Here is a 26,212-nt window from a genome sequence, read left to right as displayed (position 1 = left end):
TAACGTGAATTTACTCACTATGAGTACTGAGCTTGGTTTAGTTTTTGTCTTTTCCCTGGCGTTTCTTTTCCTTGCTCGTAAAGCAGCCGAGAAAATTGGACTGGTTGACAAGCCCAATATGCGTAAGCGCCACCAGGGGGTAGTACCGCTGGTGGGGGGCATATCCGTTTATGCAGGTATCTGCTTCGCCTTTTACATTACTAATTATTACCTGCCGCACGCCATGCTTTACCTGGCCTGCGCGGGCGTACTGGTATTTGTCGGGGCGCTGGATGACAGGTTCGACATCAGCGTAAAAATTCGCGCGACAGTACAAGGTATTGTGGCTGTAGTGATGATGTTTTTTGGCAAGCTCTATTTGCTGAGCCTCGGATTTATCATAGGCCCGGTTGAATTGATTGTCGGGCCGTTTGGTTACGTCCTCACTCTTTTTGCTGTCTGGGCAGCAATTAATGCTTTCAATATGGTCGATGGCATCGATGGCCTTTTAGGGGGGCTTTCCATTGTGACCTTTGCGGCAATGGGAATTATTCTCTACCTTGATGGCCAACACAGCCTCGCAATGTGGTGCTTCGCGATGATCGCCGCCACATTACCCTATGTTTTTCTTAATCTCGGTTTTCTGGGCCGGCGCTACAAAGTCTTTATGGGGGATGCGGGCAGCACTATGATTGGTTTCACCATCATATGGATTTTGCTCGAAACGACTCAGGGCCTGAGTCATCCTATTACACCTGTTACGGCATTGTGGCTAATCGCCATTCCTTTAATGGATATGGTAGCCATCATGTATCGTCGTTTAAGCAAGGGAATGAGCCCCTTTTCTGCCGATCGTCAGCATATTCACCATTTAATTATGCGGGCCGGTTTTACTTCCCGTCAGGCTTTCGTCCTGATTACTTCCGCTGCGGCACTTCTTGCAGGTATTGGCGTACTGGGAGAATACCTTGCCTTTATACCTGAATGGGTGATGTTAATTCTGTTTCTGATTGCCTTCATGGGTTACGGCTATTGTTTGAAGCACGCATGGCGCGTGGCAAGAAAAATCAGACGCTTTAAACGCCGCCTGAATAATTTTAGAAATGCCAGGAAAAATGAACCCTGATGAGTCTTAAAAAGGATGACGCTGTGATGCCTGCAAACGTTGTGGAGAACGAACTGGATATTCGCGGCCTGTGCTGCCGCTTGTGGCGCGGAAAGCACTGGATAGTCGGTTGCGCAGTGCTGTTTGCAGTGGCAGCCTGGCTGGCGACGCTGCTGATGAAACAGGTATGGAGCACAACGGCGATTACAGGACGTCCAACAGTGAATATGCTGGGCTCGTACTATTCACAGCAGCAGTTTCTCAATAACCTGGATGTACGCAATGACGCCGTGACGTTAACCAGCGCGTCTCCCAACGTGATGGATGAGGTTTATCATGAGTTTCTGGTGCAGCTTTCCTCCTGGGATACTCGTCGCGAGTTCTGGCTGCAAACCGACTATTACAAAAGCCGGAAAAGCGGCAATGCGCACAATGATGCGGTCCTGTTAGATGAGCTAATTGATAACATCCAGTTTACGCCAGCGGATACCGCGCGTAACACGTTCGACAGCGTCAAACTGAAAGCGGAAACGGCGAGCGATGCCAACAACCTGTTGCGTCAATACATTGCCTATGCCAGTGAGCGCGCAGCACGTCATCTCAACGCGGAGCTAAAAGGTGCGTGGCAGGCACGAGATGCGCAACTTCAGGCACAGGTCAGGCGTCAGGAAGCTGTGGCGAATGCCGTCTTCCAGCGTCGCATTCATCGTCTGGAACAGGCGCTGAAGGTGGCCAGCCAAAAAGGAATTACTGAAAAACAGACGAATGAAGTCAGTGAGAGTCTTGCTGACAGCGACCTGTTTTTAATCGGTCAGCCGCTATTGCAGGGGCAACTCGACACCCTGCGTGCGACGGGACCGAGCTTTGATATAAGCTACGATCAAAATAAAGCGATGCTGACGACACTGGATGCAGGACCTGCGTTAACCAATAAATTTCAGACCTACCGTTATTTACGTACACCGGAAGAGCCGGTGTCACGTGACAGCCCACGCCGGGTATTTATGATGGTGATGTGGGGCGCGGTAGGGGCACTGGTTGGCGCCGGTGTGGCACTGGCACGTCGTCGGCGACCCATGTCAGATACACAAGATTGAGAGAAACAGTGTGAAAGTTCTGACAGTTTTTGGCACCCGACCTGAAGCCATTAAGATGGCACCACTCGTTCAGGCCCTGGCACAGGATCCGGCTTTTGAATCACGGCTGTGCGTAACCGCACAGCACCGTGAAATGCTCGATCAGGTGCTGAGCTTATTTCAGCTTCAACCTGACTACGACCTCAATATTATGCGGCCTGAACAAGGATTAACGGAAATAACCTGCCGTATCCTGCAAGGCATGCACACCGTCCTTCTCGATTTCAAACCCGACATTGTTCTGGTTCACGGTGACACCACAACCACGCTGGCGGCCAGTCTGGCTGCGTTCTATCAACAAATACCTGTCGGCCATGTTGAAGCGGGTTTAAGGACAGGCGATCTGGCATCGCCGTGGCCTGAAGAGGGCAATCGTAAACTGACAGGCCATCTGGCACGGCTGCATTTCACGCCAACCTCCCGTTCCCGACAGAACCTGCTGGATGAAAATCTGCCCGATGACAGCATTGTGATTACCGGCAATACGGTGATTGATGCCCTGCTGTGGGTGCGCGATCGGGTACTGGATGATAACGCCATTAATGCGCAACTGGCTGCACGTTATCCGTTTCTGGATGAAAACAAAAAGCTGGTACTGGTAACGGGCCATCGGCGGGAAAGTTTTGGCGGGGGGTTTGAGCGTATTTGTAGCGCTTTAGCCGAAATTGCGCGTCAGCACCCTGAGGCGCAGATCGTTTATCCTGTGCATCTCAACCCGAATGTCCATGAGCCCGTTAACCGCATTCTGCGTGACATCAAGAACATTGTACTGATTGAACCGCAGGAGTATCTGCCGTTTGTCTGGCTCATGAATCGTGCCTGGCTCATTCTCACCGATTCTGGCGGAATTCAGGAAGAAGCGCCTTCACTGGGTAAACCCGTTTTGGTGATGCGTGAAACCACGGAACGGCCAGAGGCGGTTGACGCGGGAACGGTAAAACTGGTGGGAACGGATACGGCGAAGATTGTTGCCGAAGTCAGCGCATTACTGAATGACGACGAGGCCTGGCAGACCATGAGCCGCGCCCATAATCCCTATGGGGATGGCAATGCCTGCGGGCGAATCTTACAAGCCTTAAAAGATAACAGAGCCAACTTATGAGTTTTGAAACCATTTCCGTCATTGGACTGGGTTACATTGGGCTGCCTACCGCAGCCGTTTTTGCCTCAAAGGGAAAAAAAGTGGTGGGCGTTGATATCAATGCCCGGGCTGTTGACACCATCAACCGCGGTGCCATTCATATCGTCGAACCCGATCTGGAACAGGTGGTGCAGGCAGCCGTTGCGCGTGGCGATTTACGTGCCACCACGCAACCGGAAGCGGCGGATGCCTTTTTGATTGCCGTCCCTACGCCCTTCCAGGCCGATCGCCAGCCCGACTTACGTTTTGTGCAGGCGGCCGCAATATCCATCGCACCGGTTTTGAAAAAAGGCGATCTGGTGATTCTGGAGTCGACGTCTCCGGTAGGCAGTACCGAGCAGATGGCGGAGTGGCTGGCTGCCGCGCGGCCTGATTTACGTTTCCCCCAGCAGGGCGATGAACCGGACGTTTTTATTGCCTACTGCCCTGAGCGTGTTTTGCCCGGCCAGATCATGGTCGAGCTGATTAAAAACGATCGTGTTATTGGCGGCATGACGCCAGCCTGTTCTGCCCGTGCCAGCGCGTTATATCGTATTTTTCTCCAGGGCGAGTGCGTGGAAACTCATGCCCGTACCGCCGAAATGTGCAAGCTGACCGAAAACAGCTTCCGGGACGTAAACATTGCGTTTGCCAATGAGCTGTCCCTGATCTGTGCTGAGCAGCAGATTAATGTCTGGGAGCTTATTGCGCTGGCAAACCGTCATCCTCGTGTGAATATTCTGCAACCCGGTCCCGGCGTAGGCGGACACTGCATTGCCGTCGACCCCTGGTTTATCGTGGCGCAGAACCCTGACTTAGCGCGACTGATCCGTACCGCCCGCGAAGTGAATGATGCCAAGCCACACTGGGTACTGGAGCAGGTAAAAAAAGCACTGGCAGAGTGTCTGACGCAAACCGATAAGCGCGCCAGCGATCTGACGATTGCCTGTTTTGGCCTGGCGTTTAAGCCAAATATTGATGACCTGCGTGAAAGCCCGGCGATGGAAGTCGCCCATTTGATTGCAGACTGGCATCAGGGCCGTACCTGGGTGACTGAACCGCATATTGAGCAGATTCCCGAACGTCTGGAAGCGCAGGCCACGCTGGTGTCAACAGAGCAGGCGCTGCAACAGGCCGATATTCTGGTGATGCTGGTCGATCATCAGGCGTTCCGCGCCATTGATGCGGCGCACGTGACCCAGCAATGGGTCGTTGATACGAAAGGTGTCTGGCGCTGAAAACAGACGCTGATTAACAAAGCTCTGAGGAACACATGTCCGTTCACGTTAAGGTCAATCCCCTCGACTGGGAGAGCCAGTTTTTCGGCATCCAGTCTGTCAGACTGGAAACGGGTGGAACATTGCCGCTGGAAAGCGCGCTTCAGCATCCTTGTGCGTTGTTTCAAATTAAAGTGCCCGCTGATCAGACCGCCACCATTGACGCCCTGAATCAACATCAGTTCCAGTTGGTGGAGGGCGAGGCGGAGTTGTCCCTCACGATTAAACGAACCGAGCGGCAAACGGGGGTTCGTATTGCCCGTCAAGGCCAGATCCCCGCACTGCGTGAGGCGGCTTCTCAGGCCTTCCGCCAGAGTCGGTTTCGTTCGCCGTGGTTTGCGCCAGATGAGAGCGGACGTTTTTACGCGCAGTGGATTGAAAATGCGGTACTTGGCACCTTTGATCATCAGTGTCTGGTGGCCTGCGATGACAGCGGTGCGCTGCAGGGATTCGTGTCTTTGCGTGAGGTAGATGGCGATGCCCGCATTGGCTTACTGGCTGTCGTGCCTGCGGCGCAGGGGCAAAGCATTGGTCAGCGCCTGATGCTGGCGGCAGCTGACTGGGGACGTGTACGCCAGCTCGATCGGCTGCGCGTCGCAACACAAATCAGCAATCTCACGGCGATGCGTCTTTATTTACGCAGTGGTGCACGACTGGAAAGCACGGCGTACTGGTTTTACAGGAGAGGTCATGATTCCCTTTAATGCGCCCCCGGTTGTGGGCAGCGAAATCGACTATATGCAGTCGGCCATGAGCAGCGGCAAGCTCTGTGGCGATGGTGGTTTTACGCGCCGTTGCCAGCAGTGGATGGAACAGCGTTTCGGCAGTGCAAAAGTGTTACTGACGCCTTCCTGTACCGCATCACTGGAAATGGCGGCATTGCTGATCGATATTCAACCCGGCGATGAGGTCATCATGCCGAGTTACACCTTTGTGTCCACTGCGAATGCCTTTGTACTCCGGGGCGCAAAAATCGTGTTTGTGGATGTGCGCCCTGACACGATGAATATGGATGAAACGCTGATCGAAGCCGCCATCACGGATAAAACGCGTGCTATCGTACCGGTACATTATGCCGGCGTTGCCTGTGAGATGGACACGATCATGGCGCTGGCGGCCCAGTACAAGCTGTTTGTCATTGAAGATGCTGCGCAGGGCGTGATGTCACGTTATAAAGGGCGGGCCTTAGGCACTATCGGTCATATCGGCTGCTTTAGTTTTCACGAAACCAAAAACTACACGGCGGGCGGAGAAGGCGGTGCAACGTTGATCAATGATGCCAGCCTGGTTGAGCGTGCGGAAATCATCCGTGAAAAAGGCACCAACCGCAGCCAGTTTTTTCGTGGTCAGGTAGATAAATATACCTGGCGCGATATGGGATCCAGTTATCTGATGGCGGATCTACAGGCGGCTTATCTTTGGGCGCAACTGGAAGCCTCCGAGCGTATTAACCAGCAGCGGTTGCGGTTATGGCAGCGCTACTATAATGCGCTAAAACCGCTGGCAGAAAACGGCCACATTACCTTGCCCACGGTTCCGGCCGACTGTCAGCACAACGCGCACATGTTCTATATTAAACTGCGCGATCAGGAACATCGTCAGGCGTTGATTAACTGGCTTAAAGAGGCCGAAATCCTGGCCGTTTTCCATTATATTCCGTTGCACACTTCACCTGCTGGCCTGCAGTTTTCCCGTTTTGCGGGCGATGACCGCTTCACCACGGCCGAAAGTGAGCGCTTATTGCGGCTGCCGCTGTTTTTTAACCTGTCAGATAATAACCAGAGCACGGTTATCAGCTCACTGCTGAGCTTCTTTTCCTGATGTCATTAGCCAAAGCCTCTGTATGGACGGCCTCTTCAACTCTGGTCAAAATTGCCGTGGGCCTGCTGGTGGTCAAGCTGCTGGCGATCAGTTACGGCCCGGAAGGCGTTGGTCAGGCGGGGAATTTTCGACAGTTGATCACGGTGCTGGGCGTTCTGGCGGGGGCCGGGATTTTCAACGGCGTCACAACCTTTGTCGCGCAATATCGCCAGCAACCGCAGCCGTTGCGCGCGCTGGTTGGAACGGCCTCGGCGATGGTGACAGGCTTTTCAACACTGCTGGCGCTGGTTTTTTTGCTGGCTGCAGCCCCTGTCAGTACCGCCTTGTTTGGGCACGATCGCTATCAAAACGTTATCCGTATCGTTGCTTTTTTGCAGTTCGGCATTGCCTGGGCCAATCTCATTCTGGCTTTAATTAAAGGCTACCGGGATGCACAGGGTAATGCGTTGGCGCTGATGACAGGCAGCGTGACTGGCGTAGCCGGTTATATGCTGTGCTGGGGGCTGGGAGGGTACGCGGGCGCATTAACCGGTTTAGCGATGGTGCCGGCATTACTGGTTATTCCTGCCCTGGTGATATTCAGGTATCGTGTGCCGCTGCCCTTAAGCTGGCTGCGTCCGCAGTGGCAGCCTGAGATGGCGCGTCAGCTGGCAAAATATACGCTGATGGCACTGATCACCGCCGTCACGCTTCCGGTTGCCTGGGTCATGATGCGAAACCAACTTGCCGCTCACAACGGCTGGGCTCAGGTCGGTTTATGGCAGGGCGTAACCAGTATTTCCGATGCTTACCTGCAGTTTATTACCGCAACTTTTAGCGTCTGGCTGCTGCCCACGCTGGCCAGGTTAGAAAACAAAACAGAGATTGCACGAGAGATCGGACGGGCATTGCGCTTTGTGTTGCCGGCTGTTGCGGCGGCCAGCCTGATCGTGTGGATAATGCGGGATATCGCTATCCGCCTGCTGTTTTCTGCCGCATTCCATGATATGCGGGATCTGTTCGTCTGGCAGTTGTGTGGGGATGTTTTTAAAGTGGGGGCTTATGTTTTTGGCTATCTGGTCATCGCGAAAGCATCGTTACGTTTTTATGTGCTGACGGAAATCAGTCAGTTTGCGTTACTGACCCTGTTTTCCCGTTGGCTGATTCCGTTACACGGTGCCAGTGGCGCAGCGCAAGCCTATATGTTCACGTACATTACCTATTTCGCGCTCTGCTGTGGCGCCTTTATTCTCTACTGCCGAAGAAAATGACTTTGATTCACGTTTTGGGATCGGATATTCCCCATCACAATCTCACGGTGTTGCGTTTTTTTAATGACGTGCTGAGCACCGAACTGCCTGCGCCTGTGGCGCGTCACTTTATGGTGGTCACCAGGCAGCCGGAAAGCCTTAGTGGCTTTGATGCATTGCGCATTGAAACGTTTAGCAGTAAGAAAGCGCTCTCTGAAGCACTTTTACGCCGGGCTAAACAGCGCGAGCAGCGTTTCTTTTGCCATGGACAGTTTAATCCCTGGCTGTGGCTGGCGTTACTGAGTGGCAGGCTGCACCGGTCTCAGGTGTACTGGCACGTCTGGGGCGCCGATTTATATGAAGACTCGCGCAGCCTCAAATTCCGCCTGTTTTATTTTCTGCGTCGTATTGCGCAGGGGCGGATTGCGCGTGTCTTCGCGACTGAAGGCGATCTGTATCATTATCAGCAACGCCATCCTTCGGTACCGCGCACCTTACTTTACTTCCCAACCCGTTTAGCCACCGCGGCGATAACGCCCCGCCCGAATGACATCCTGACGGTGCTGCTGGGGAATTCAGGCGATGCCAGTAATCGTCATACAGAAGGGCTGGAAGCGATTCGGGCGCAGTTTGGCCAGAATGTGCGTATTGCGGTGCCGCTTGGCTATCCGCCCAATAACGATGAGTATATTGCCCGGATTCAGAATGCCGCTGACAGACTTTTTCCTCAGGGGCAGGTAACGTTACTGCGTGAAAATTTGGCCTTCGATGATTATCTGGCATTGTTGGCGCGCTGCCATTTAGGCTATTTTATGTTCGAGCGGCAGCAGGGCGTAGGCACGTTGTGTTTGTTGATTCAAGCCAATATCCCCTTCGTGCTGACGCGTAAAAATCCTTTCTGGCGTGATGTCACCGCGCAACAGCTTCCGGTCCTGTTCAGCGATGATGCGCTGACGCCTGCTATCGTTGCAGAAGCGCGCCGACAGCTCATGGGATGCGACAAGCAGCACGTTGCGTTTCTGGCGCCGGGCTATCTCGTGGGTTGGCAGGCGGCGTTGCGCCTTTGCGAAGGAGAGCCTTCATGAGTCTACTGGCGTTTAGTGGTCTGCTGTTAGTCTATGTGCTGTCACTCATGATCATCGTCACGCTGAATGTACGCGAGATGAAACAGGAACGATTTAACTTTCACCTGTTTTTTACCTTGCTGTTTCTGCTGACCTTTTATTTTGGGTTTCCACTTACCAGCATTCTGGTGTTTCGTTTTGACACTCAGGTGGTGCCGGCCGATTTTTTACTGCAGGCGATGCTGTCTGCCACAGCGTTTTATGTCATTTACTTTGTCAGTTACAAGGTCCGTCTCAGGCCGATGGCGACATCACCTGCCCGGCCCTGGCTACAGATGAACCGTGTGGAGACGCATTTGACCTGTGGCCTGCTGGCGCTGGTCGCCATCGCGACCGTGACGGTTTTTTTCATCCATAACGGCTTTTTATTATTTCGCCTCACAGCCTATAACCAGATCTTTTCCAGTGAGGTTTCCGGTGTCGCTCTGAAGCGCTTTTTCTATTTCTTTATTCCGGCGATGTTGATCCCGTATTTTTTACATCCTACACGCCGTAACTGGCTGCTCTTTCTGATTGTCACCGTCAGTTTTGGCTTGCTGACCTATGCGCTGGTTGGCGGGACGCGTGCCAATATCATCATCGCTTTTGCGCTGTTTCTGTTTATCGGAATTACGCGTGGCTGGATAACCTTATGGATGCTGGCCGTCGCTGGCGTGATGGCCATTGCCGGTATGTTCTGGCTGGCGCTGCGACGCTATAACCTGGACGTAATGGGCGCAGAAGCGTTTTATACCTTTCTTTATCTGACCCGGGACACTTTTTCGCCCTGGGAAAATCTGGCGTTGCTGCTCGAAAATTACCATAAAATCGATTTTCAGGGTTTAGCGCCCATGTGGCGTGATTTCTATGTATTTATTCCGTCATGGCTGTGGCCCGATCGTCCTCTGACCGTCCTGAACAGTGCCAACTATTTCACATGGGAGGTGCTTAATAACCATTCAGGTCTGGCGATCTCTCCTACCTTGATCGGTTCACTGCTGGTGATGGGCGGTATTGGGGCGATAGTGCCAGGTGCTGTGGCTGTAGGCTTAATCATTAAAGGCTTTGATAGCTTGTATAAGCGCGGACGCAGTGAGTCGAATCGCTATACGGGGGCCATTCTGCAAAGTTTTTGTTTTGGTGCGGTATTCAACATGATTGTACTGGCGCGTGAAGGGCTGGATGCATTTGGCTCCCGCGTGGTGTTTTTTTGCCTTATTTTTGCGGCCTGCCTGGCGGTGGCGAAACTGCTTTACGGATTACTGAATCATGTCGGTCTGATTCGCAGCCGTAGAGAACGTCCGCTGCATAGCCCATCCTGACGCTGATGCACCTCTGGTATGAAAGGGAAAAACAATAAAGATATGAGTACGCACACCGGTACACCACGCTACGAGATTCGCGGTATCACCCTGTACGGTTTCGACAGCATGACAGCGTTTGTCGATTTTTTGATGCCCCCATCCGGTATCCGTACAGGTACGTTGGTGGCCATTAATGCGGAAAAGGTTTTGAGTGCTGAACGGGATGCGGCGTTGAGCGCCCAAATCCAGCAGGCCGAATTCAATTATCCTGATGGCATCAGTATTGTACGGTCGATTCGAAAGAAATATCCTCAGGCCTCCGTGCAGCGCATCGCGGGTGCCGATCTGTGGGAAGCCTTAATGCAACGCGCTGGCCGCGAGGGGACCCCGGTGTTTTTGATTGGTGGCCGTGAGGCGGTATTGGATGAAACGTGCGCGAAGCTGCGTCGTCAGTGGAACGTCAACATCGTCGGTGCCCAGAACGGTTACTTTGTCCCGTCTGAACGTGAGGCGCTGTGTGCCCGCATTGCAGCGAGCGGCGCAAAGCTGGTGACGGTAGCGATGGGCTCACCACGCCAGGAGCTTTTCATGGCGGATTGCCAGAGGCAGTGGCCAGAGGCGCTGTATATGGGCGTAGGCGGCACCTACGATGTCTTTACGGGACACGTAAAGCGTGCGCCTGTCTTCTGGCAAAAACTGGGGCTGGAGTGGCTCTATCGCTTGCTCGTGCAGCCCAGTCGCTTGCGCAGGCAGTTAAAGCTGGTGAAATACCTGCGTTATCACTGGCGTGGCGATCTGTGATATCGCTGATTAATGCCAGAATTTCGCGTCCGCACAGGCGTAAATGCGTTATTTGTCGACGAAATGCACAAAGCGTAATCAAACGCGCTATTTTCTTTAAAAAGCACTAGACAGGATGGGCGCTTATCTCTAGTATGCACATCCGCAACGGCGCTACGCGCCCGTAGCTCAGCTGGATAGAGCGCTGCCCTCCGGAGGCAGAGGTCTCAGGTTCGAATCCTGTCGGGCGCGCCATTTAGTTTGTGCGTATGAGCTTCGGTGGTATCAGTACCGCGTTAGGTAGAAAGATTTAAATGCTGTAGGTTTGACTTACAACATTCAGTACAGTGGTGGCTATAGCTCAGTTGGTAGAGCCCTGGATTGTGATTCCAGTTGTCGTGGGTTCGAGTCCCATTAGCCACCCCAGATTTTGCTGGGATACGCGAAGGTGGCGGAATTGGTAGACGCGCTAGCTTCAGGTGTTAGTGTCTTAACGGACGTGAGGGTTCAAGTCCCTCTCTTCGCACCAGGCAAAACAAATTAAAAAAATCGGCGAGTAGCGCAGCTTGGTAGCGCAACTGGTTTGGGACCAGTGGGTCGGAGGTTCGAATCCTCTCTCGCCGACCATTTTTAGAAACCTGTCTGAGAAGACAGGTTTTTTTTCGTCCGTACAAAAGAGGGTGAAGACCACCGAAGGCGGTTTGTGCCGGGCGAAGCGAGGCAACGTTGCGAATGCAAAAACCTGCACAGGAAGCATAGTCTTCTCTCACCTGGACGGTCTGCACAAACAGGTTTACCGTCTTGCCGAAAGGGAGACGTGCATCTGTGAGAGCGGTTTCTGGTCAGATGTGGTGAGAAAGAAATTTGGTTTGCGTTTCCGCCGTAAGCGGCGCTATTGCTCGTCTGTCCAGCCTGATTTGCTTACGGTAGTTCTGCGGAAACAGGGATTACGCGGTTGTCGCAGAATTGAGACGCATAACTCCTTGTTTTAAATGAAGTTGACGCGCCTTTACTTTACGTGTCGCTTATTTGCGACGTAAAGCGAGTGCTGTGTCGCATTATCCCGACAATTCCCAGGCAGCGCGCAAAGAGTGATAAAATTATTTATTGCTAATTCCTTGTTTTAATTTAATAAAAAAATAAAAAGCGCAACTGGCATGGATTATGCAATAATTAACGCGTAGATGCTCATTCCACCTATTATGTCTGCTTCGGCTACATAAACCTGGGAATGACGCAGAGCCAATTTTGGGTACCTGTTGTCTGCCTGCCTGTATCGCGAAAGCCTTACAGGATTAACAGACACCACGTTGAGTCGGGTACCTCTCGGTTGTCAAACCGACCTGATTTTACACCTGCTTTCGGCAGGTGTTTTTTTTGTCTCAACCTGTGGGCGTAAAAAAACCGGGCGAACCCGGTTTTAACAGATCAGGCATCGGGATTGTTCTTTAGCGTCAGTAACAGACCTTCACGACGCATTTTTGCGGCGTCTTCCGGACGGCGCAGACGATCATACACATCCGCCAGCCAGGCGTAGTCAAAAGCGTCGGGGCGCTGTGCCAGCGCCTGTTGCAGGGCTTCCGCTGCCTGCTGCCATTCACCATGGCGCATCAGCAACTGACCCAGGGTGCTGTGCAGTAAAGGCGTGGCACCATGCTGCTTAATTTGCTGACGTAACGCTTTTTCCAGCGCTTCCGGGTTACCGCTTTTAAGGCGCGGCATCAACAGGACAAGACGATCGTCGTAATGGCGTTTCAGCCCATCCAGCAGAATCTCCTGAGCGGTATCGTGATCGTCACACTCAATCAAATGGTCAATCATCGCCACCTGCAACGAGGTCTCATGGCGCGTTTTACGGCTCAGATTTCCCCACCAGCGTTTTAATCCCTCACTGCCCTGATCGGCCATCGCCTGATTCATCAGACCCAGCCAAGCCTGTTGTTGCAGTGCAGCGCGGTGCTCTTCACTGCCAATCTGCGTTTTTTCCATGGACGGGAGGATATCGAGCAGGGCGCTCCAGGCACTGGTACGAATATAAGCCTGCTCAGCCAGGCGCAGGACCTCCGGATGACGCGGAGCCACTTCGAGTAAACGATCAATACTGTGGCGGGCAGCGTGATCTTCATGTCGCGCCAGCTGGATGCGGGTTCGGGTAATCTCGACCGGGATAACATCATTACCAGCCAGTTCAGCCGCCCGTTCAAGATGCTGATTAGCCCGCATTTCGTCGCCTCGTTGCTGAGCCGCTTCTGCCGCGAGCAAATAGTTTGCGACAGGAACATCAGCATGGTCGGCGTCTTTGGACAGCAGCTTTTCTACCTGCCTGAAATCACCTTCTGCCAGTTTAAGCAGGGCGTTTTGTGTCTGGCGCTGTGCACGACGGCGCTTGCGCCCGGTAAACCAGCCACGGGTGCGGGCACCCGTCCGAAACAGGCGACGCAGCAGCCACTCCACCGCCAGAATCACTAACAAACTGATAATCAGGATAATGGCAAGGCCGGTCACACTGGTTTCCACATTCCAGTTGTCGGTCTGGATCAGCACATAGCCCTGATGGCCGGCAATCATCGGCCCCAGCACAATCCCTGCAATCAACAGGACAAAGAGGATAAATACCTTAAGCATGATCAGCCTCCCTGCTGGTTTGCGGCGGCAGAGGGTTGTGCCATCAGGTTACGCACGCGCGTTTGCATCAGTTGTTCAAGCAACGGCTGGCTTTCCAGGCTGTCTGGCAGATCCATATTGATATCTTGCTGGCTAAGTTCATCCAACTGGGCCAGAAACGCTTTTGTCGAGGCATCGTTCGTATCATACCAGGCACGCACCCATGTTGAGACGGTTTCCAGCGACTGCTTGTAGATCTCCTCCTGATGACGCGGCACGGCCTGGGCCGCGATCAGCAGACGAGAACGAATGTTTTCGCGAAGGTAAACGTCCTGATTCGGGGCCAGTAAGGGCTGGGCAGTGTTGTCCCGGCGACGGATGGTAATAAAGTCATCCATAAAATTGTGCCAGCTCTTCACCAGGTTCTGACGCCATTCGCGAATAGAGCCAGAAAGTTCACCGTTGTCGCTGTCCATCGGCGCGTCATCGCTGTCGTTATCGGCCAGACGTAAATTATCCACGTTGTTTGATAGCTGATTAAGCTTCAGGATAATGCCGTCGTAATCCACCTGGGAGATAGCCGAAAGCGTACTGATATCCTGCGTCAACGCGCGACGCACATTCATGACGCTGGGATCGTTCATATCTGCCAGGCTGGCATCAGCGCTTTTCAGCAACGCTGCGGCCGTGGTGACATCCTGATCGCTCCACAACTTACGACCCGCCAGTTTCACCAGATAATCTGCCTGAGCCACCAGCCAGCTGCGCACGTCGTTTCCTGAAATGGAGGCTAACTTTTCGCGCAACGCCTGCAGCGCTTTCTCAGAAGCCGCCTGCTGTGCCTGAGCGGTCTCTAACGCTTTTTCTGTGGTGCTCAGCTGCTGAGAAAGCTGCTGTTTATAGCTGTTTGCCTGCTGCTGTAGCTTGGCAAGCTGTTCGCTCAGACTCTGATTGGTTTGTGCCTGCAATTCGGCCTGGTGTTTATCGTTCAGGTATAAACCTGCGCCAATCGCCAGAGCGATGACGATCGCGACCGCTCCCAGGACCATGCCGCCGTTCTTTTGCTTGCGGGGTGGTTGTTCCTGAAGAGAAGCATCGCGATCAACCGCTGGTGTAGTTTCTTCAACCACGGCGGAGGTGTCTTTTTGTTCCGTCATATCTGGCACATCCCATTGTTAAGTTCAACATAACGCGCGCAGTAGCGCATCGTTATCGGCACCTTCGGCTACGTGAATATCCTGCCAACCAAGATTGGCGGCCACAGAAGCCAAACGTTCGCTGACGACAATCAGTCGGCAGCGGAGCAGCCATTCCTCGCGATCAACCTCGGGGAACAGCGAATACAGCTGATGCAACATTTCGCCGCTGGTGACGACCAGCGTAGAAACATGACGATCGCGCCAGCGGCGGCCTTCGATTGCACCGTCATAATGTTTTTGGCAGCGCTGATAACACTCGGCATAGAAGACCTGCGCGCCCCGTGCCGTCAACGTTTCTGACAGCAGTTCGCGGCCCTGATTGCCACGCAGGATAAGCGCGCGTTTACCTGACACCTGCTGCAACGTGGCCAGCTTGATCAGCGCCTCGCTGGTTTCCTGTGCATGAGGCCAGGTCACCTGTAAGCCACTCACTGTATGAAACGCTAACGCGGTACTGCGACCAATTGCATAATAGTCCAGGTCTGCGGGCCATGCTTTGACAGCATGCTGTGTATAGTGGATAACCTGCTGCGAGAGCAGAAAGACCATATCGCCCCGGCGCAGCGTGGTTAGCGAAGCCGGTAATGAGGGCAGGTCAGCTCCCGGCGCGAATTCGATCAGGGGCAGGCTCCACGCCTGTTTACCCTGGGCGTGCAGTCGGGAGACCAGCTCTGCCGCTGCGGGTTCCGGGCGCGTGACCAGAATCGTCATACGGGGGGTTGTCCCTGATAAACGTCGTGCAGAATTTCACGCGCACCGTTGTTAAGCAGTTCTTCGGCCAGCGAGATCCCCATCTGCTCGGCCTGAGACCGTGGCCCGCGGCGCTCGCCGCTTACAACGGTACTGCCGTCCGGCGCGCCAACCAGACCCCGGAGCCAGAGCTCATCACCATTCAGCACCGCAAAACTGCCGATAGGTACCTGACATCCGCCTTCCAGACGGGTATTCATGGCGCGCTCAGCTTTGACACAGACAGCCGTATCATCATGATTCAGTGCCTGTAGTAACCCAATTAAGGTGCTGTCATCCAGGCGGCATTCAATGCCCACCGCACCCTGGCCGACGGCTGGCAGTGAAATTTCAGCCGGCAGGAGCTGGCGAATTCGCGCTTCCAGCCCCAGGCGGTTAAGGCCGGCGGCGGCAAGGATAATGGCGTCATAGTCGCCAGCATCAAGCTTACTTAACCGCGTGCCGACATTGCCGCGCAGCGAGCGAATGACCAGGTCGGGACGGCGTGCACTGATCTGACACTGACGGCGCAGGCTGGACGTACCAATCACCGCGCCATGAGGAAGCTCGTCGATCGACGCGTAATGATTTGAGACAAAGGCGTCGCGTGGGTCATCACGCTGGCAAATGGTGACCAGGCCCAGGCCTGCCGGGAACGCTACGGGCACATCTTTCATCGAATGCACGGCCAAATCGGCACGGTTCTCCAGCATCGCCTGCTCAAGTTCTTTGACAAACAGCCCCTTACCGCCCACCTTAGCCAGCGGCGTATCCAGGATGATGTCGCCTTTGGTCACCATGGGCACCAGTTCAACCTGCAAACCCGGATGGGCGCTCATCAAACGCTGCTGTACATATTGTGCTTGCCACATGGCAAGAGGGCTTTGTCGTGTAGCAATTCTGAAAATTTTGTTTAACATGCCGTTAACCATTTAGATCGTTCATCGAATATCCTATCATCGTTGAGGGAAGGCTGTCAGTTTCAACGGATTGAAAAGAACCGCCCGCAGATTAAACCTGAGATATCAGGCAGTAATCGCAGGCCGCTCGTTGGGTGTGCGAAAAGTAGACGAAACCGTGCTAAAATAGCGGTAGCGTAACTTTCTTTACGGTCAATCCGGCGAGTGATAGATTGATCACGTTTCCAGCAATAATCTGCACGACATCTTTATAATAAGTGGCAGAGAGCGGAAGCAGGGTGCTTAACTCCAGGACAACCAGGCGAAACGTCTTGTACCTCTATATTGAGACACTGAAACAGAGACTGGATGCAATTAACCAGCTGCGCGTAGATCGCGCGCTGGCTGCAATGGGACCCGCTTTTCAGCGAGTCTACAGTCTGCTGCCAATCTTATTACATTATCAACATCCGCTGATGCCGGGTTACCTCAAAGGTAACGTTCCACATGGCATCAACGTCTTCACGCCTGATGAAAACCAACTTCAGCTACTGGCCGAGTTAACAGGCGAGCAAGAACTTACCCTGGTTGACGCGCCAAAAGGCGAACTGCCCATTACCGGTATTTACTCGATGGGCAGTACCTCCTCTGTTGGACAAAACAGCGTGTCCGATCTGGATATCTGGGTGTGCCATCAATCCTGGCTGGATAATGAAGAGCGCCTCAATCTGCAGCGCAAATGTGCGCTGTTGCAAAAATGGTGCGCCTCCATGGGCATCGAAGTCAGCTTCTTCCTGATCGATGAAAACCGCTTCCGCCATAACGAAAGCGGGAATCTTGGCGGTGAGGACTGCGGTTCCACTCAGCATATACTGCTGCTGGACGAGTTCTACCGCACAGCCGTGCGCATGGCAGGTAAACGTATCCTGTGGAATATGGTGCCGGGCGAAGAAGAGCATCACTATGATGACTATGTGATGTCGCTCTACGCGAAAGGCGTGCTCACGCCCAACGAGTGGCTTGATTTAGGCGGCCTCAGTACCCTGTCAGCGGAAGAGTATTTTGGTGCCAGCCTGTGGCAGTTGTATAAAAGTATCGACTCACCTTACAAAGCAGTCCTGAAAACGCTGCTGCTTGAAGCCTACAGCTGGGAATACCCGGACACTAAACTGCTGGCGATGGACATCAAACAGCGACTGCACGATGGCGAGATCGTCTGTTTCGGTCTGGATCCTTACTGCATGATGCTGGAGCGCGTTACGCATTATCTCACCAGTATCGACGATCAGCCGCGGCTCGATTTAGTACGCCGCTGCTTCTATCTGAAAGTATGCGAAAAACTCAGTACGGATGACCATCAGCAACGTAGCGGCTGGCGTCGTGAAATTCTGTCGCAGCTGGTGAAATCCTGGGGTTGGGACGATGAAAAGCTCGCCATTCTGGACAACCGTGCCGAATGGAAAATCGAACGCGTCCGCGAAGCGCATAATGAGTTGCTCGATGCCATGATGCAAAGCTATCGCAATCTTATCCGCTTTGCCCGCCGCAACAATTTAAGCGTCAGTGCCAGCCCGCAGGATATCGGCGTGCTGACCCGTAAATTGTACGCTGCCTTTGAGGCTTTGCCGGGCAAGGTGACGCTGGTTAATCCGCAGATTTCCCCCGACCTGTCCGAATCCAACCTGACCTTTATTCATGTGCCGGCGGGCCGCGCCAATCGTCCAGGCTGGTATCTGTATAATCAGGCGCCGGATATGAGCTCGATCATCAGTCACCAGCCACTGGAATATAACCGCTATCTCAATAAGCTGGTGGCCTGGGCATGGTTCAATGGTCTGCTGACCAGCAAAACCCGTCTGCATATCAAAGGCAACGAGTTGTGTGATCTGGCGCGCCTGCAGGAGCTGGTTGATGATGTCTCCAGCCATTTCCCGCTGCGCCTGCCTGCACCCACGCCCAAAGCGCTCTACAGCCCCTGCGAAATTCGTCACCTGGCGATCATCGTTAACCTTGAGCACGATCCGACCTCGGCGTTCCGTAACCAGGTGGTGCATTTTGATTTCCGTAAGCTCGATGTCTTCAGCTTTGGCCAGCAGCAGCAATGTTTAATTGGCAGCATTGACCTGCTGTACCGTAACTCATGGAATGAAGTGCGTACGCTGCACTTTAGTGGCGAGCAGGCGATGATAGAAGGGCTGAAGACCATCCTGGGTAAAATGCATCAGGATGCCTCACCGCCAGATACGGTGGAGGTGTTCTGCTATAGCCAGCATTTGCGCGGCTTGATTCGTACCCGTGTGCAGCAACTGGTGTCTGAATGTATTGAACTGCGCCTTTCCAGTACGCGTCAGGAGCCGGGCCGGTTCAAGGCATTACGCATGGCCGGCCAGACCTGGGGACTGTTCTTTGAACGCATGGGGGTTTCGGTGCAGAAACTGGAAAACGCCGTTGAGTTCTATGGCGCCATATCCAATAACAAGCTGCACGGTTTGTCGATCAAGGTTGAGTCCAATCAGACGCCTTTGCCGCCGGTGGTCAATGGCTACGCCAGCGAAGGGATTATTCAGTTCTTCTTTGAAGACACCACTGACGATCGCGGTTTCAATATCTATATCCTGGATGAAAGTAACCGCGTTGAGGTCTATCACCACTGTGAAGGCAGCAAAGAAGAGCTGGTGCGGGATGTCAGCCGTTTTTACTCGTCGTCACACGATCGTTTTACCTACGGCTCTAGCTTTATCAATTTCAACCTGCCGCAGTTTTACCAAATCGTGAATGTGGGTGACCGTTATCAGGTGATTCCCTTCAGGAATCAGACATTAACGGCGCTGTGCGCCTCACAGCCCGATAACGATAACAACGACTATCAACCACGCTATCAGATGCACTGAGTTCTGCCGGAGGCTTGTGGCGCTCTGCCAGGGCCTGCCACAAGGCTTGCGTGAATTGCTGGGATTTCCTGTTGCTTTTCCAACTTCAACTGCGATGATAAGCATCCAGGACACAGGACATGAAGAGCATAAAGAATGAAGAAAGCGATAAGCCTGTTAGCAATGACACTGGCATTAACAAGCCTTGCAGGCTGTGGATTGAAAGGACCGCTCTACTTCCCACCGCAGGAAACGCCAAAACAAGCCGCGCCCACGCAAAAGCAGAAAGCCGAGGCCTCTAAAGCGGATGTGGGCGGTCTGGTGACCGGTGATTCAAGCTCACAAATGAAATAATTCTTATGGCGTATCCGGCGGAGCAAAAAATGCAGTTCTCCAAAATGCACGGTCTCGGCAACGATTTCATGGTTGTGGATGCTGTGACGCAAAACGTCTTTTTCTCGCCGGAACTGATCCGCCGGCTGGCCGATCGCCATTTAGGGGTGGGTTTTGATCAGCTACTGATCGTCGAACCGCCTTATGATCCCGATCTCGACTTCCACTACCGTATTTTCAATGCGGACGGAAGCGAGGTGGCGCAATGCGGTAACGGGGCGCGCTGTTTTGCCCGCTTTGTCCAGCTGAAAGGCCTGACCAATAAAAGCGACATTCGCGTCAGCACCCAGGCGGGCAGAATGGTGCTCAGCGTTACGCCCGACGAGCTGGTCCGCGTGAATATGGGGGAGCCCAATTTTGAGCCCCAGCAGGTGCCTTTCCGCGCTAACAAGGCTGAAAACCTGTACCTGCTTCGCGTGGCGGAGCAGACGGTCATGTTTGGTGCCGTCTCCATGGGAAATCCCCATTGCGTGATTCAGGTCGAAAGCACCAAAACCGCACAGGTCGAGCTGCTGGGACCGATACTGGAAAGCCACGAGCGTTTTCCTGAGCGCGTCAACGTTGGCTTTATGGAAATCATCAACCCTGAACATATCCGGTTGCGTGTTTACGAACGTGGTGCGGGCGAAACGCAGGCGTGCGGCAGCGGTGCCTGTGCAGCGGTGGCCTGTGGCATTCAGCAGGGGATTCTGAGCCAGAAAGTGCGCGTTGATTTGCCTGGCGGTACGTTACACATCGCCTGGAAAGGTGCCGGACAGCCGCTGTTTATGACCGGCCCGGCCACACATGTCTACGATGGGTTTATTCACTTATGAAAAATGTCGAAGAGCAGGTGGAAAACACACCTCTGCTGGACGATGAGGCCGTCAGTGATTATCTGCGACAGCATCCTGATTTCTTTATGCGTAATGCGCGCCAGGTCGAACAGATGGCCGTACCGCATCCGGTTCGCGGCAGCGTTTCGCTGGTGGAATGGCACATGGCGCGCCAGCGCAACCATATTCAACGGCTGGAAGAAGAAATCACCTTGCTGATGGAGCAGGCCACGACGAACCAGCAACTTTTTGCCCGCCTGCTTGCACTGCAAAGCCATCTTGCCGCCGCGAGTTCACTGCAGGATATGCTGAACCGCTTGCATCGCTGGGCGCGTGAGCTGGGCCTGGCCGGGGCCAATATCCGCCTGTTTAACGATAAGTGGCGGCTGGGCGCGCCCTCTGATTTTGTGCAGCTTGGCCTGGCGCGCCAGGCCTTTGAACCGCTGCGCATTCAGCGCTTCGGTAATGAACAGCACTATCTCGGCAGTATTAATGGCCCCGAACTGCTGCTACTGCTGCCCCAGGCGAAAGCCATCGGCTCGGTGGCCATGTCACTGATGGGCGAACAGGGTGAACTCGGCATCATCATGTTCAGCAGTCGCGACAGCCTGCATTATCAGTCGGGCATGGGAACCTTACTGCTACAGCATCTTTCGCAGATGATGCCGGAATTACTGGAACGTTGGGTGGAGCGCGCATGAGCAGCGTGCTGCAGGAGGCCGTTGACGGATTTCTGCGCTACCTGAAGGTTGAGCGCCAGCTCAGCCCGTTAACGCTGAGCAGCTATGCGCGCCAGCTAGAGGCGTTGGTGAGCATCGCCGATGAAATGAAGGTCGGCGCATGGTCGCAACTCGATCCCGCCATGGTACGCAGTATGGCTGCCCGCAGCCGTCGGGCAGGCCTGGCCGCCAGCAGTCTGGCGCTACGGCTTTCGGCGCTACGCAGTTTTCTTGACTGGCAGGTGAGCCAGGACATGCTGCCCGCCAACCCGGCGAAAGGCATTGCCACACCGCGTAATGGCCGCCATCTGCCCAAAAATATCGACGTCGATGAAGTTAATCAACTGCTGGAAATCGATCTTAACGATCCGCTGGCAATACGCGATCGTACCATGCTGGAAGTGATGTACGGCGGAGGGCTTCGCCTGTCCGAACTGGTCAATATGGACTGCCGCCATGTTGATCTTGAGGCGGGAGAAGTCTGGGTATCAGGAAAAGGCAATAAAGAGCGGCGCGTACCGATTGGACGCACAGCGGTCAACTGGATTCAGCAATGGCTGCCGCACCGTCTCGCCTTTAACGCCGACGACGATGCGCTGTTTCTCTCCAGCCGGGGCAAGCGCATCTCTGCCCGTAATGTTCAAAAACGTTTTGCCGAATGGGGCATTAAACAGGGCGTGAACAGCCATATTCATCCGCACAAGCTGCGTCACTCCTTTGCAACCCATCTGCTGGAATCCAGTGGCGATCTGCGCGCGGTGCAGGAACTTCTTGGTCATGCCAACCTGTCGACGACGCAAATTTATACCCACCTTGATTTCCAGCACCTGGCTTCGGTGTATGATGCTGCGCATCCCCGCGCCAAACGAGGAAAGAGTGAATGAAGTTCTATCGCCCGCTGCGTGCCATCAAAGCGATCACCTTTGATTTAGACGACACGCTGTATGACAACTATCCGGTCATACGTAAAACCACAGAAGCATCGCATGCCGCTCTGCAGGCTTTTCATCCTGCACTGCGTGACGTGACGCCGGATGATGTGGCGACGCTGCGCAATCAACTGCGACTTCGTGAACCTGACATTTATCACGATGTGACAGAATGGCGCCGTCGTACGATAGAGCTGCTTATGACTGACGCGGGCTTAACGGCAGCAGACGCGACAGCGGGCGCCGCCCAGATCATGGAGGTGTTCCATCACTGGCGCAGCCAGGTGGCGATGCCGGCGGAAACCCATGACACGTTGAAAGCGCTGGCGAAAAAAGTCCCGCTGGTAGCGATTACGAATGGTAACGCGCAGCCTGAAAAGCTCGGCCTGTCAGCCTACTTCCAGTTTTCACTGCGTGCTGGCCCAGACGGGCGCGCGAAGCCGTGGCAGGATATGTATCATCTTGCCGCGCAACGCCTGAATATCGCCCCGGGCAGTATTCTTCACGTCGGTGACGATCTCACTACGGATGTGGCCGGCGCGTTACGTTATGGCATGCAAGCCTGCTGGATTAACCTGCGTGAGGGGAATCTGATGCACATTGACGATGCCCGTCTTCTGCCCCACGTTGAAATTTCACAGTTGGCATCACTGACCTCGCTGTTATAATGGCTGTAAATTTATCCAGTCTTATGCTTCGCATTCTCTGACTTATTGGTGCTTATGGACGTTTCTGAACTGCTCGACGGGTTGAATGACAAACAGCGTGCTGCCGTTGCGGCACCGCGCAGCAACCTGCTGGTGCTGGCGGGCGCGGGCAGTGGAAAAACACGCGTTCTGGTGCACCGCATCGCCTGGCTGCTGTCCGTTGAAAACTGTTCACCTTATTCCATTATGGCGGTGACCTTTACCAACAAGGCGGCGGCAGAGATGCGTCACCGTATTGAGCACCTGATCGGCACCAGTCAGGGCGGTATGTGGATTGGCACGTTTCACGGCCTTGCGCACCGTCTGCTGCGTGCGCATCATCTCGACGCGGGGCTGCCGCAGGATTTCCAAATCCTCGACAGTGAAGATCAACTGCGTCTGCTCAAACGCCTGATTAAGGCGATGAATCTGGATGAGAAGCAGTGGCCTGCGCGTCAGGGCATGTGGTACATCAACGGCAAGAAAGATGAAGGTTTACGGCCGAAGCACATTGAAAGCTATGGCAACCCGGTAGAACAGACCTGGCTGCGCATTTATCAGGCCTATCAGGAAGCCTGCGATCGTGCCGGGCTGGTCGATTTTGCCGAGTTGCTGCTGCGGGCCCATGAACTGTGGTTAAACAAGCCCCCTATCCTGAATCACTACCGTGAGCGTTTCAGCAATATTTTGGTGGATGAATTTCAGGATACGAACAACATTCAGTATGCCTGGATTCGTATGCTGGCGGGCGACAGCAGCAAAGTCATTATCGTCGGTGATGACGATCAGTCCATCTATGGCTGGCGCGGGGCGCAGGTTGAAAATATTCAGCGCTTCCTGGCGGATTTTCCCGGTGCCGATACCATTCGTCTTGAGCAGAATTACCGCTCCACCAACACGATTCTGAAAGCCGCTAACGCCCTGATTGCCAATAATAATGGCCGACTCGGCAAAGAGCTGTGGACCGATGGCAGCGATGGCGAGCCGGTCTCGGTTTACTGCGCCTTCAACGAGCTGGATGAGTCGCGCTTTGTCGTCAATCGCATTAAAGCCTGGATGGAAAATGGCAATGCGCTGGCCGATTGCGCGATTCTTTACCGCAGTAACGCCCAGTCGCGCGTGCTGGAAGAAGCCCTGCTGCAGGCCAGTATGCCCTACCGGATTTACGGCGGCATGCGCTTCTTCGAGCGCCAGGAAATTAAAGATGCGCTGGCCTACCTGCGTCTGATAGCCAACCGCAACGACGATGCGGCCTTCGAGCGCGTGGTCAATACGCCCACACGTGGCGTGGGCGATCGTACGCTGGATGTGGTGCGTCAGACGGCCCGCGAACAGCAGATCACCTTATGGCAGGCAACGCGTGAACTCCTTCAGTCACGCGCGCTCGCCGGCCGTGCCGCCTCTGCCCTGCAACGTTTCTGTGAGCTGGTGGATTCACTGGCAAGCGAAACCGCCGAAATGCCACTGCACGTGCAGACCGATCGGGTCATCAAGGATTCCGGTCTGTGGCTGATGTACGAGCAGGAAAAGGGTGAAAAGGGCCAGGCGCGTATCGAAAACCTTGAGGAGCTGGTGACAGCCACGCGCCAGTTTAGCTATCAGGATGAAGATGAAGACCTGATGCCGCTTCAGGCCTTCCTGTCGCATGCCGCGCTGGAAGCCGGCGAAGGGCAGGCGGACAAATGGCAGGATGCGGTACAACTGATGACGCTGCACTCTGCGAAAGGGCTGGAGTTCAGTCAGGTATTTATCGTCGGCATGGAAGAAGGCATGTTCCCCAGCCAGATGGCGCTGGACGAAGGTGGACGGCTGGAAGAAGAGCGCCGCCTGGCTTACGTTGGCGTCACACGTGCCATGATGAAACTGACGCTGACGTACGCGGAAACCCGCCGTCTGTACGGAAAAGAAGTTTACCATCGCCCCTCGCGATTCATCGGTGAGCTGCCCGAAGACTGTATTGAAGAAGTCCGGTTACGCGCCAGCGTTACGCGGCCAGTCAGCCATCAGCGCATGGGCACACCGATCAGCAAAAGCGACACGGGGTTCTCTCTGGGACAGCGCGTTCGTCACGCGAAGTTTGGTGAAGGCACCATCGTGAATCTGGAAGGTAGCGGGGAACACAGCCGCCTTCAGGTGGCATTTCAGGGGCAGGGGATCAAATGGCTGGTGGCTGCCTACGCCAAACTGGAAACCGTCTAGCCGCCGGTTGACGACTTTTTCGTCTCAGCGTAACATGCGCGCACTATTATCATGAGAGGACAATGCCTTGGACACGCCCAGTCGATGCTGGCTCATTAACCTGGTTTTCAGGAATAACATCTAAGGCTATCTCATTACGCTGGTAGCCTTAGCGGTTATCAGCGACCTCCCTTTTTGATCCGTCGCACGAGTCAGCACTGATTTATCGTTTCTCCGTGTTCAGGTTCGCGGTTATCTGTTCCGACCGCCTTACAGCGTTGTCCCATAAAGTCTGCAATGGGGAGTCTTGCTATGCTGAGCGCATTTAAACTTGATAACAGTCGCCTGACGCGTCTGGAACTGGAAGAAGAAAGCGATAAACTGACCACGTCAGTGTGGGTTGACCTGGTCGAGCCTGAGGAAGGCGAGCGCGACCGTGTTCAGTCCGAGCTGGGGCAGAGCCTGGCCACGCGCCCTGAGCTGGAAGATATCGAAGCCTCAGCGCGTTTCTTCGAAGATGAAGATGGCCTGCACATCCACTCCTTTTTCTTTTTTGAAGATGCCGAAGATCATGCCGGCAACTCGACGGTCGCCTTTACGATTCGCGAAGGACGCTTATATACACTGCGCGAGCGGGAGCTTCCTGCCTTTCGTCTTTACCGCATGCGAGCCCGCAACCAGACGCTGATTGACGGTAACGCTTACGAGCTGCTACTCGACCTGTTTGAGACCAAAATTGAACAGCTGGCGGATGAGATTGAAAACATCTATAGCGCGCTGGAAAAGCTTAGCCGCGTGATTATGGAAGGTCAGCAGGGCGAGGAGTACGATCAGGCGCTGTCGCGGTTAGCTGAGCTGGAAGATATCGGCTGGAAAGTGCGCCTGTGTCTGATGGATACGCAGCGAGCGCTTAACTTCCTGGTACGAAAAGCCCGTTTGCCAGGCAATCAACTGGAGCAGGCGCGCGAAATCCTGCGGGATATCGAATCGCTGCTGCCTCACAATGAGTCCCTGTTCCAGAAGGTCAACTTCCTGATGCAGGCGGCGATGGGCTTTATTAATATTGAGCAGAACCGCATCATCAAGATCTTCTCGGTGGTTTCCGTGGTTTTCCTGCCGCCAACGCTGGTGGCCTCCAGCTACGGCATGAACTTTGAGTTTATGCCTGAACTGAAATGGAGCTTTGGCTATCCCGGTGCGATTTGCCTGATGATGCTTGCCGGTCTGGCGCCTTATCTTTATTTCAAACGCAAGAACTGGTTGTAATCGTCTGTCAGGGCCGGTCAACCGGCCCATTTCGCTGGCCTGCTGGCACAATTCTGCGTAATCTACCTGCT

At 54.1% G+C, this 26,212-nt stretch carries 22 protein-coding genes and 4 tRNA genes; 22 read left to right on the top strand and 4 right to left on the bottom strand.

What is annotated here, in order from left to right; genetic code table 11:
• The first annotated feature begins 19 nt into the window (after positions 1–19).
• The 14 genes from wecA to C7434_RS18755 all read left to right on the top strand — a co-directional run bounded on the left by wecA (position 20) and on the right by C7434_RS18755 (position 11,481).
• Positions 20–1,105 (top strand): UDP-N-acetylglucosamine--undecaprenyl-phosphate N-acetylglucosaminephosphotransferase, encoded by a 1,086-nt coding sequence (wecA, locus tag C7434_RS18820; RefSeq protein ID WP_033737346.1) that lies wholly within the window; start codon positions 20–22, stop codon positions 1,103–1,105.
• A gap of 26 nt (positions 1,106–1,131) precedes the next feature.
• A complete protein-coding gene (gene wzzE / locus C7434_RS18815) occupies positions 1,132–2,181 on the top strand; it encodes an ECA polysaccharide chain length modulation protein (RefSeq protein WP_033737408.1) in 1,050 nt (349 codons plus the stop codon).
• A 10-nt stretch (positions 2,182–2,191) separates the two neighbouring features.
• Positions 2,192–3,322 (top strand): UDP-N-acetylglucosamine 2-epimerase (non-hydrolyzing), encoded by a 1,131-nt coding sequence (gene wecB / locus C7434_RS18810; RefSeq protein WP_033737347.1) that lies wholly within the window; start codon positions 2,192–2,194, stop codon positions 3,320–3,322.
• Complete coding sequence (gene wecC / locus C7434_RS18805) at positions 3,319–4,578, top strand: UDP-N-acetyl-D-mannosamine dehydrogenase (protein ID WP_133745813.1); 1,260 nt, start codon at positions 3,319–3,321, stop codon at positions 4,576–4,578. Before wecB ends, wecC begins: the two co-directional genes overlap by 4 nt.
• A 35-nt stretch (positions 4,579–4,613) precedes the next feature.
• Positions 4,614–5,321: a dTDP-4-amino-4,6-dideoxy-D-galactose acyltransferase gene (rffC, locus tag C7434_RS18800; RefSeq protein ID WP_133745812.1), complete on the top strand. Its 708-nt coding sequence runs from the start codon at positions 4,614–4,616 to the stop codon at positions 5,319–5,321.
• Positions 5,308–6,438, top strand: a complete 1,131-nt coding sequence (gene rffA, locus C7434_RS18795) for a dTDP-4-amino-4,6-dideoxygalactose transaminase (RefSeq protein WP_006121437.1) — start codon at positions 5,308–5,310, stop codon at positions 6,436–6,438. The genes rffC and rffA overlap by 14 nt, the downstream gene beginning before the upstream one ends.
• Positions 6,438–7,688: a lipid III flippase WzxE gene (wzxE, locus tag C7434_RS18790; RefSeq protein ID WP_039339227.1), complete on the top strand. Its 1,251-nt coding sequence runs from the start codon at positions 6,438–6,440 to the stop codon at positions 7,686–7,688. The genes rffA and wzxE overlap by 1 nt, the downstream gene beginning before the upstream one ends.
• Complete coding sequence (locus C7434_RS18785) at positions 7,685–8,752, top strand: TDP-N-acetylfucosamine:lipid II N-acetylfucosaminyltransferase (RefSeq protein WP_133745811.1); 1,068 nt, start codon at positions 7,685–7,687, stop codon at positions 8,750–8,752. Before wzxE ends, C7434_RS18785 begins: the two co-directional genes overlap by 4 nt.
• Positions 8,749–10,092, top strand: a complete 1,344-nt coding sequence (gene wzyE, locus C7434_RS18780) for an ECA oligosaccharide polymerase (protein ID WP_006121440.1) — start codon at positions 8,749–8,751, stop codon at positions 10,090–10,092. The genes C7434_RS18785 and wzyE overlap by 4 nt, the downstream gene beginning before the upstream one ends.
• Before the next feature lie 42 nt (positions 10,093–10,134).
• Positions 10,135–10,875 (top strand): lipopolysaccharide N-acetylmannosaminouronosyltransferase, encoded by a 741-nt coding sequence (gene wecG / locus C7434_RS18775; RefSeq protein WP_006121441.1) that lies wholly within the window; start codon positions 10,135–10,137, stop codon positions 10,873–10,875.
• Positions 10,876–11,032: 157 nt separating this feature from the next.
• Positions 11,033–11,109: transfer RNA gene (locus tag C7434_RS18770), tRNA-Arg, on the top strand.
• A gap of 95 nt (positions 11,110–11,204) precedes the next feature.
• Positions 11,205–11,280 (top strand) — tRNA-His (locus C7434_RS18765).
• A gap of 16 nt (positions 11,281–11,296) precedes the next feature.
• Positions 11,297–11,383: transfer RNA gene (locus C7434_RS18760), tRNA-Leu, on the top strand.
• Between the two features lie 21 nt (positions 11,384–11,404).
• Positions 11,405–11,481, top strand: a tRNA-Pro gene (locus tag C7434_RS18755).
• 801 nt (positions 11,482–12,282) lie between these two features.
• Here the strand turns inward: C7434_RS18755 and hemY are convergent.
• The 4 genes from hemY to hemC are packed head-to-tail and all read right to left on the bottom strand — an operon-like array spanning position 12,283 to position 16,306.
• Positions 12,283–13,479, bottom strand: coding sequence for a protoheme IX biogenesis protein HemY (gene hemY, locus C7434_RS18750; RefSeq protein WP_033737352.1), 1,197 nt, complete (start codon positions 13,477–13,479; stop codon positions 12,283–12,285).
• 2 nt (positions 13,480–13,481) lie between these two features.
• Positions 13,482–14,615 (bottom strand): uroporphyrinogen-III C-methyltransferase, encoded by a 1,134-nt coding sequence (gene hemX, locus C7434_RS18745; RefSeq protein ID WP_133745810.1) that lies wholly within the window; start codon positions 14,613–14,615, stop codon positions 13,482–13,484.
• A 24-nt stretch (positions 14,616–14,639) separates the two neighbouring features.
• The gene (gene hemD / locus C7434_RS18740; protein WP_006121445.1) at positions 14,640–15,368 is read right to left on the bottom strand and encodes a uroporphyrinogen-III synthase; all 729 of its coding nucleotides are present in this window, start codon (positions 15,366–15,368) and stop codon (positions 14,640–14,642) included.
• Positions 15,365–16,306, bottom strand: coding sequence for a hydroxymethylbilane synthase (hemC, locus tag C7434_RS18735; protein WP_033737410.1), 942 nt, complete (start codon positions 16,304–16,306; stop codon positions 15,365–15,367). The genes hemD and hemC overlap by 4 nt, the downstream gene beginning before the upstream one ends.
• A 311-nt stretch (positions 16,307–16,617) precedes the next feature.
• Between hemC and C7434_RS18730 the strand changes: the two genes are divergently transcribed.
• The 8 genes from C7434_RS18730 (at position 16,618) to corA (ending at position 26,141) form a co-directional block, all read left to right on the top strand.
• Entirely contained in the window at positions 16,618–19,176 is a 2,559-nt protein-coding gene (locus C7434_RS18730; RefSeq protein WP_033737355.1) for a class I adenylate cyclase, read from the top strand.
• A 135-nt stretch (positions 19,177–19,311) separates the two neighbouring features.
• Positions 19,312–19,509 (top strand): lipoprotein, encoded by a 198-nt coding sequence (locus tag C7434_RS18725; RefSeq protein ID WP_133745809.1) that lies wholly within the window; start codon positions 19,312–19,314, stop codon positions 19,507–19,509.
• Between the two features lie 29 nt (positions 19,510–19,538).
• Positions 19,539–20,363 (top strand): diaminopimelate epimerase, encoded by an 825-nt coding sequence (dapF, locus tag C7434_RS18720; protein WP_033737412.1) that lies wholly within the window; start codon positions 19,539–19,541, stop codon positions 20,361–20,363.
• A complete protein-coding gene (locus tag C7434_RS18715; RefSeq protein WP_033737358.1) occupies positions 20,360–21,064 on the top strand; it encodes a DUF484 domain-containing protein in 705 nt (234 codons plus the stop codon). Before dapF ends, C7434_RS18715 begins: the two co-directional genes overlap by 4 nt.
• A complete protein-coding gene (gene xerC, locus C7434_RS18710; protein WP_033737359.1) occupies positions 21,061–21,966 on the top strand; it encodes a tyrosine recombinase XerC in 906 nt (301 codons plus the stop codon). Before C7434_RS18715 ends, xerC begins: the two co-directional genes overlap by 4 nt.
• Positions 21,963–22,679, top strand: a complete 717-nt coding sequence (gene yigB, locus C7434_RS18705; protein ID WP_033737361.1) for a 5-amino-6-(5-phospho-D-ribitylamino)uracil phosphatase YigB — start codon at positions 21,963–21,965, stop codon at positions 22,677–22,679. Before xerC ends, yigB begins: the two co-directional genes overlap by 4 nt.
• Before the next feature lie 54 nt (positions 22,680–22,733).
• Complete coding sequence (gene uvrD / locus C7434_RS18700; RefSeq protein ID WP_033737363.1) at positions 22,734–24,896, top strand: DNA helicase II; 2,163 nt, start codon at positions 22,734–22,736, stop codon at positions 24,894–24,896.
• Positions 24,897–25,187: 291 nt separating this feature from the next.
• A complete protein-coding gene (gene corA / locus C7434_RS18695) occupies positions 25,188–26,141 on the top strand; it encodes a magnesium/cobalt transporter CorA (RefSeq protein ID WP_006121454.1) in 954 nt (317 codons plus the stop codon).
• Positions 26,142–26,212: the final 71 nt, after the last annotated feature.

Source organism: Pantoea sp. PNA 14-12 (assembly GCF_004364735.1).
Lineage (GTDB): Bacteria > Pseudomonadota > Gammaproteobacteria > Enterobacterales > Enterobacteriaceae > Pantoea > Pantoea stewartii.
The sequence above is the reverse complement of the archived record's forward strand: the minus strand, read 5'-3'. Positions and strand labels throughout refer to the sequence as shown.

Bases quoted from the DNA above. Each gene is read 5' to 3' on its own strand.
- wecA (WP_033737346.1), top strand. From the start codon at position 20: ATGAGTACTGAGCTTGGTTTAGTTTTTGTCTTTTCCCTGGCGTTTCTT.
- wzzE (WP_033737408.1), top strand. From the start codon at position 1,132: ATGCCTGCAAACGTTGTGGAGAACGAACTGGATATTCGCGGCCTGTGC.
- wecC (WP_133745813.1), top strand. From the start codon at position 3,319: ATGAGTTTTGAAACCATTTCCGTCATTGGACTGGGTTACATTGGGCTG.
- rffC (WP_133745812.1), top strand. From the start codon at position 4,614: ATGTCCGTTCACGTTAAGGTCAATCCCCTCGACTGGGAGAGCCAGTTT.
- rffA (WP_006121437.1), top strand. From the start codon at position 5,308: ATGATTCCCTTTAATGCGCCCCCGGTTGTGGGCAGCGAAATCGACTAT.
- wzxE (WP_039339227.1), top strand. From the start codon at position 6,438: ATGTCATTAGCCAAAGCCTCTGTATGGACGGCCTCTTCAACTCTGGTC.
- C7434_RS18785 (WP_133745811.1), top strand. From the start codon at position 7,685: ATGACTTTGATTCACGTTTTGGGATCGGATATTCCCCATCACAATCTC.
- wzyE (WP_006121440.1), top strand. From the start codon at position 8,749: ATGAGTCTACTGGCGTTTAGTGGTCTGCTGTTAGTCTATGTGCTGTCA.
- wecG (WP_006121441.1), top strand. From the start codon at position 10,135: ATGAGTACGCACACCGGTACACCACGCTACGAGATTCGCGGTATCACC.
- hemY (WP_033737352.1), bottom strand. From the start codon at position 13,479: ATGCTTAAGGTATTTATCCTCTTTGTCCTGTTGATTGCAGGGATTGTG.
- hemX (WP_133745810.1), bottom strand. From the start codon at position 14,615: ATGACGGAACAAAAAGACACCTCCGCCGTGGTTGAAGAAACTACACCA.
- hemD (WP_006121445.1), bottom strand. From the start codon at position 15,368: ATGACGATTCTGGTCACGCGCCCGGAACCCGCAGCGGCAGAGCTGGTC.
- hemC (WP_033737410.1), bottom strand. From the start codon at position 16,306: ATGTTAAACAAAATTTTCAGAATTGCTACACGACAAAGCCCTCTTGCC.
- C7434_RS18725 (WP_133745809.1), top strand. From the start codon at position 19,312: ATGAAGAAAGCGATAAGCCTGTTAGCAATGACACTGGCATTAACAAGC.
- dapF (WP_033737412.1), top strand. From the start codon at position 19,539: ATGCAGTTCTCCAAAATGCACGGTCTCGGCAACGATTTCATGGTTGTG.
- C7434_RS18715 (WP_033737358.1), top strand. From the start codon at position 20,360: ATGAAAAATGTCGAAGAGCAGGTGGAAAACACACCTCTGCTGGACGAT.
- xerC (WP_033737359.1), top strand. From the start codon at position 21,061: ATGAGCAGCGTGCTGCAGGAGGCCGTTGACGGATTTCTGCGCTACCTG.
- yigB (WP_033737361.1), top strand. From the start codon at position 21,963: ATGAAGTTCTATCGCCCGCTGCGTGCCATCAAAGCGATCACCTTTGAT.
- uvrD (WP_033737363.1), top strand. From the start codon at position 22,734: ATGGACGTTTCTGAACTGCTCGACGGGTTGAATGACAAACAGCGTGCT.
- corA (WP_006121454.1), top strand. From the start codon at position 25,188: ATGCTGAGCGCATTTAAACTTGATAACAGTCGCCTGACGCGTCTGGAA.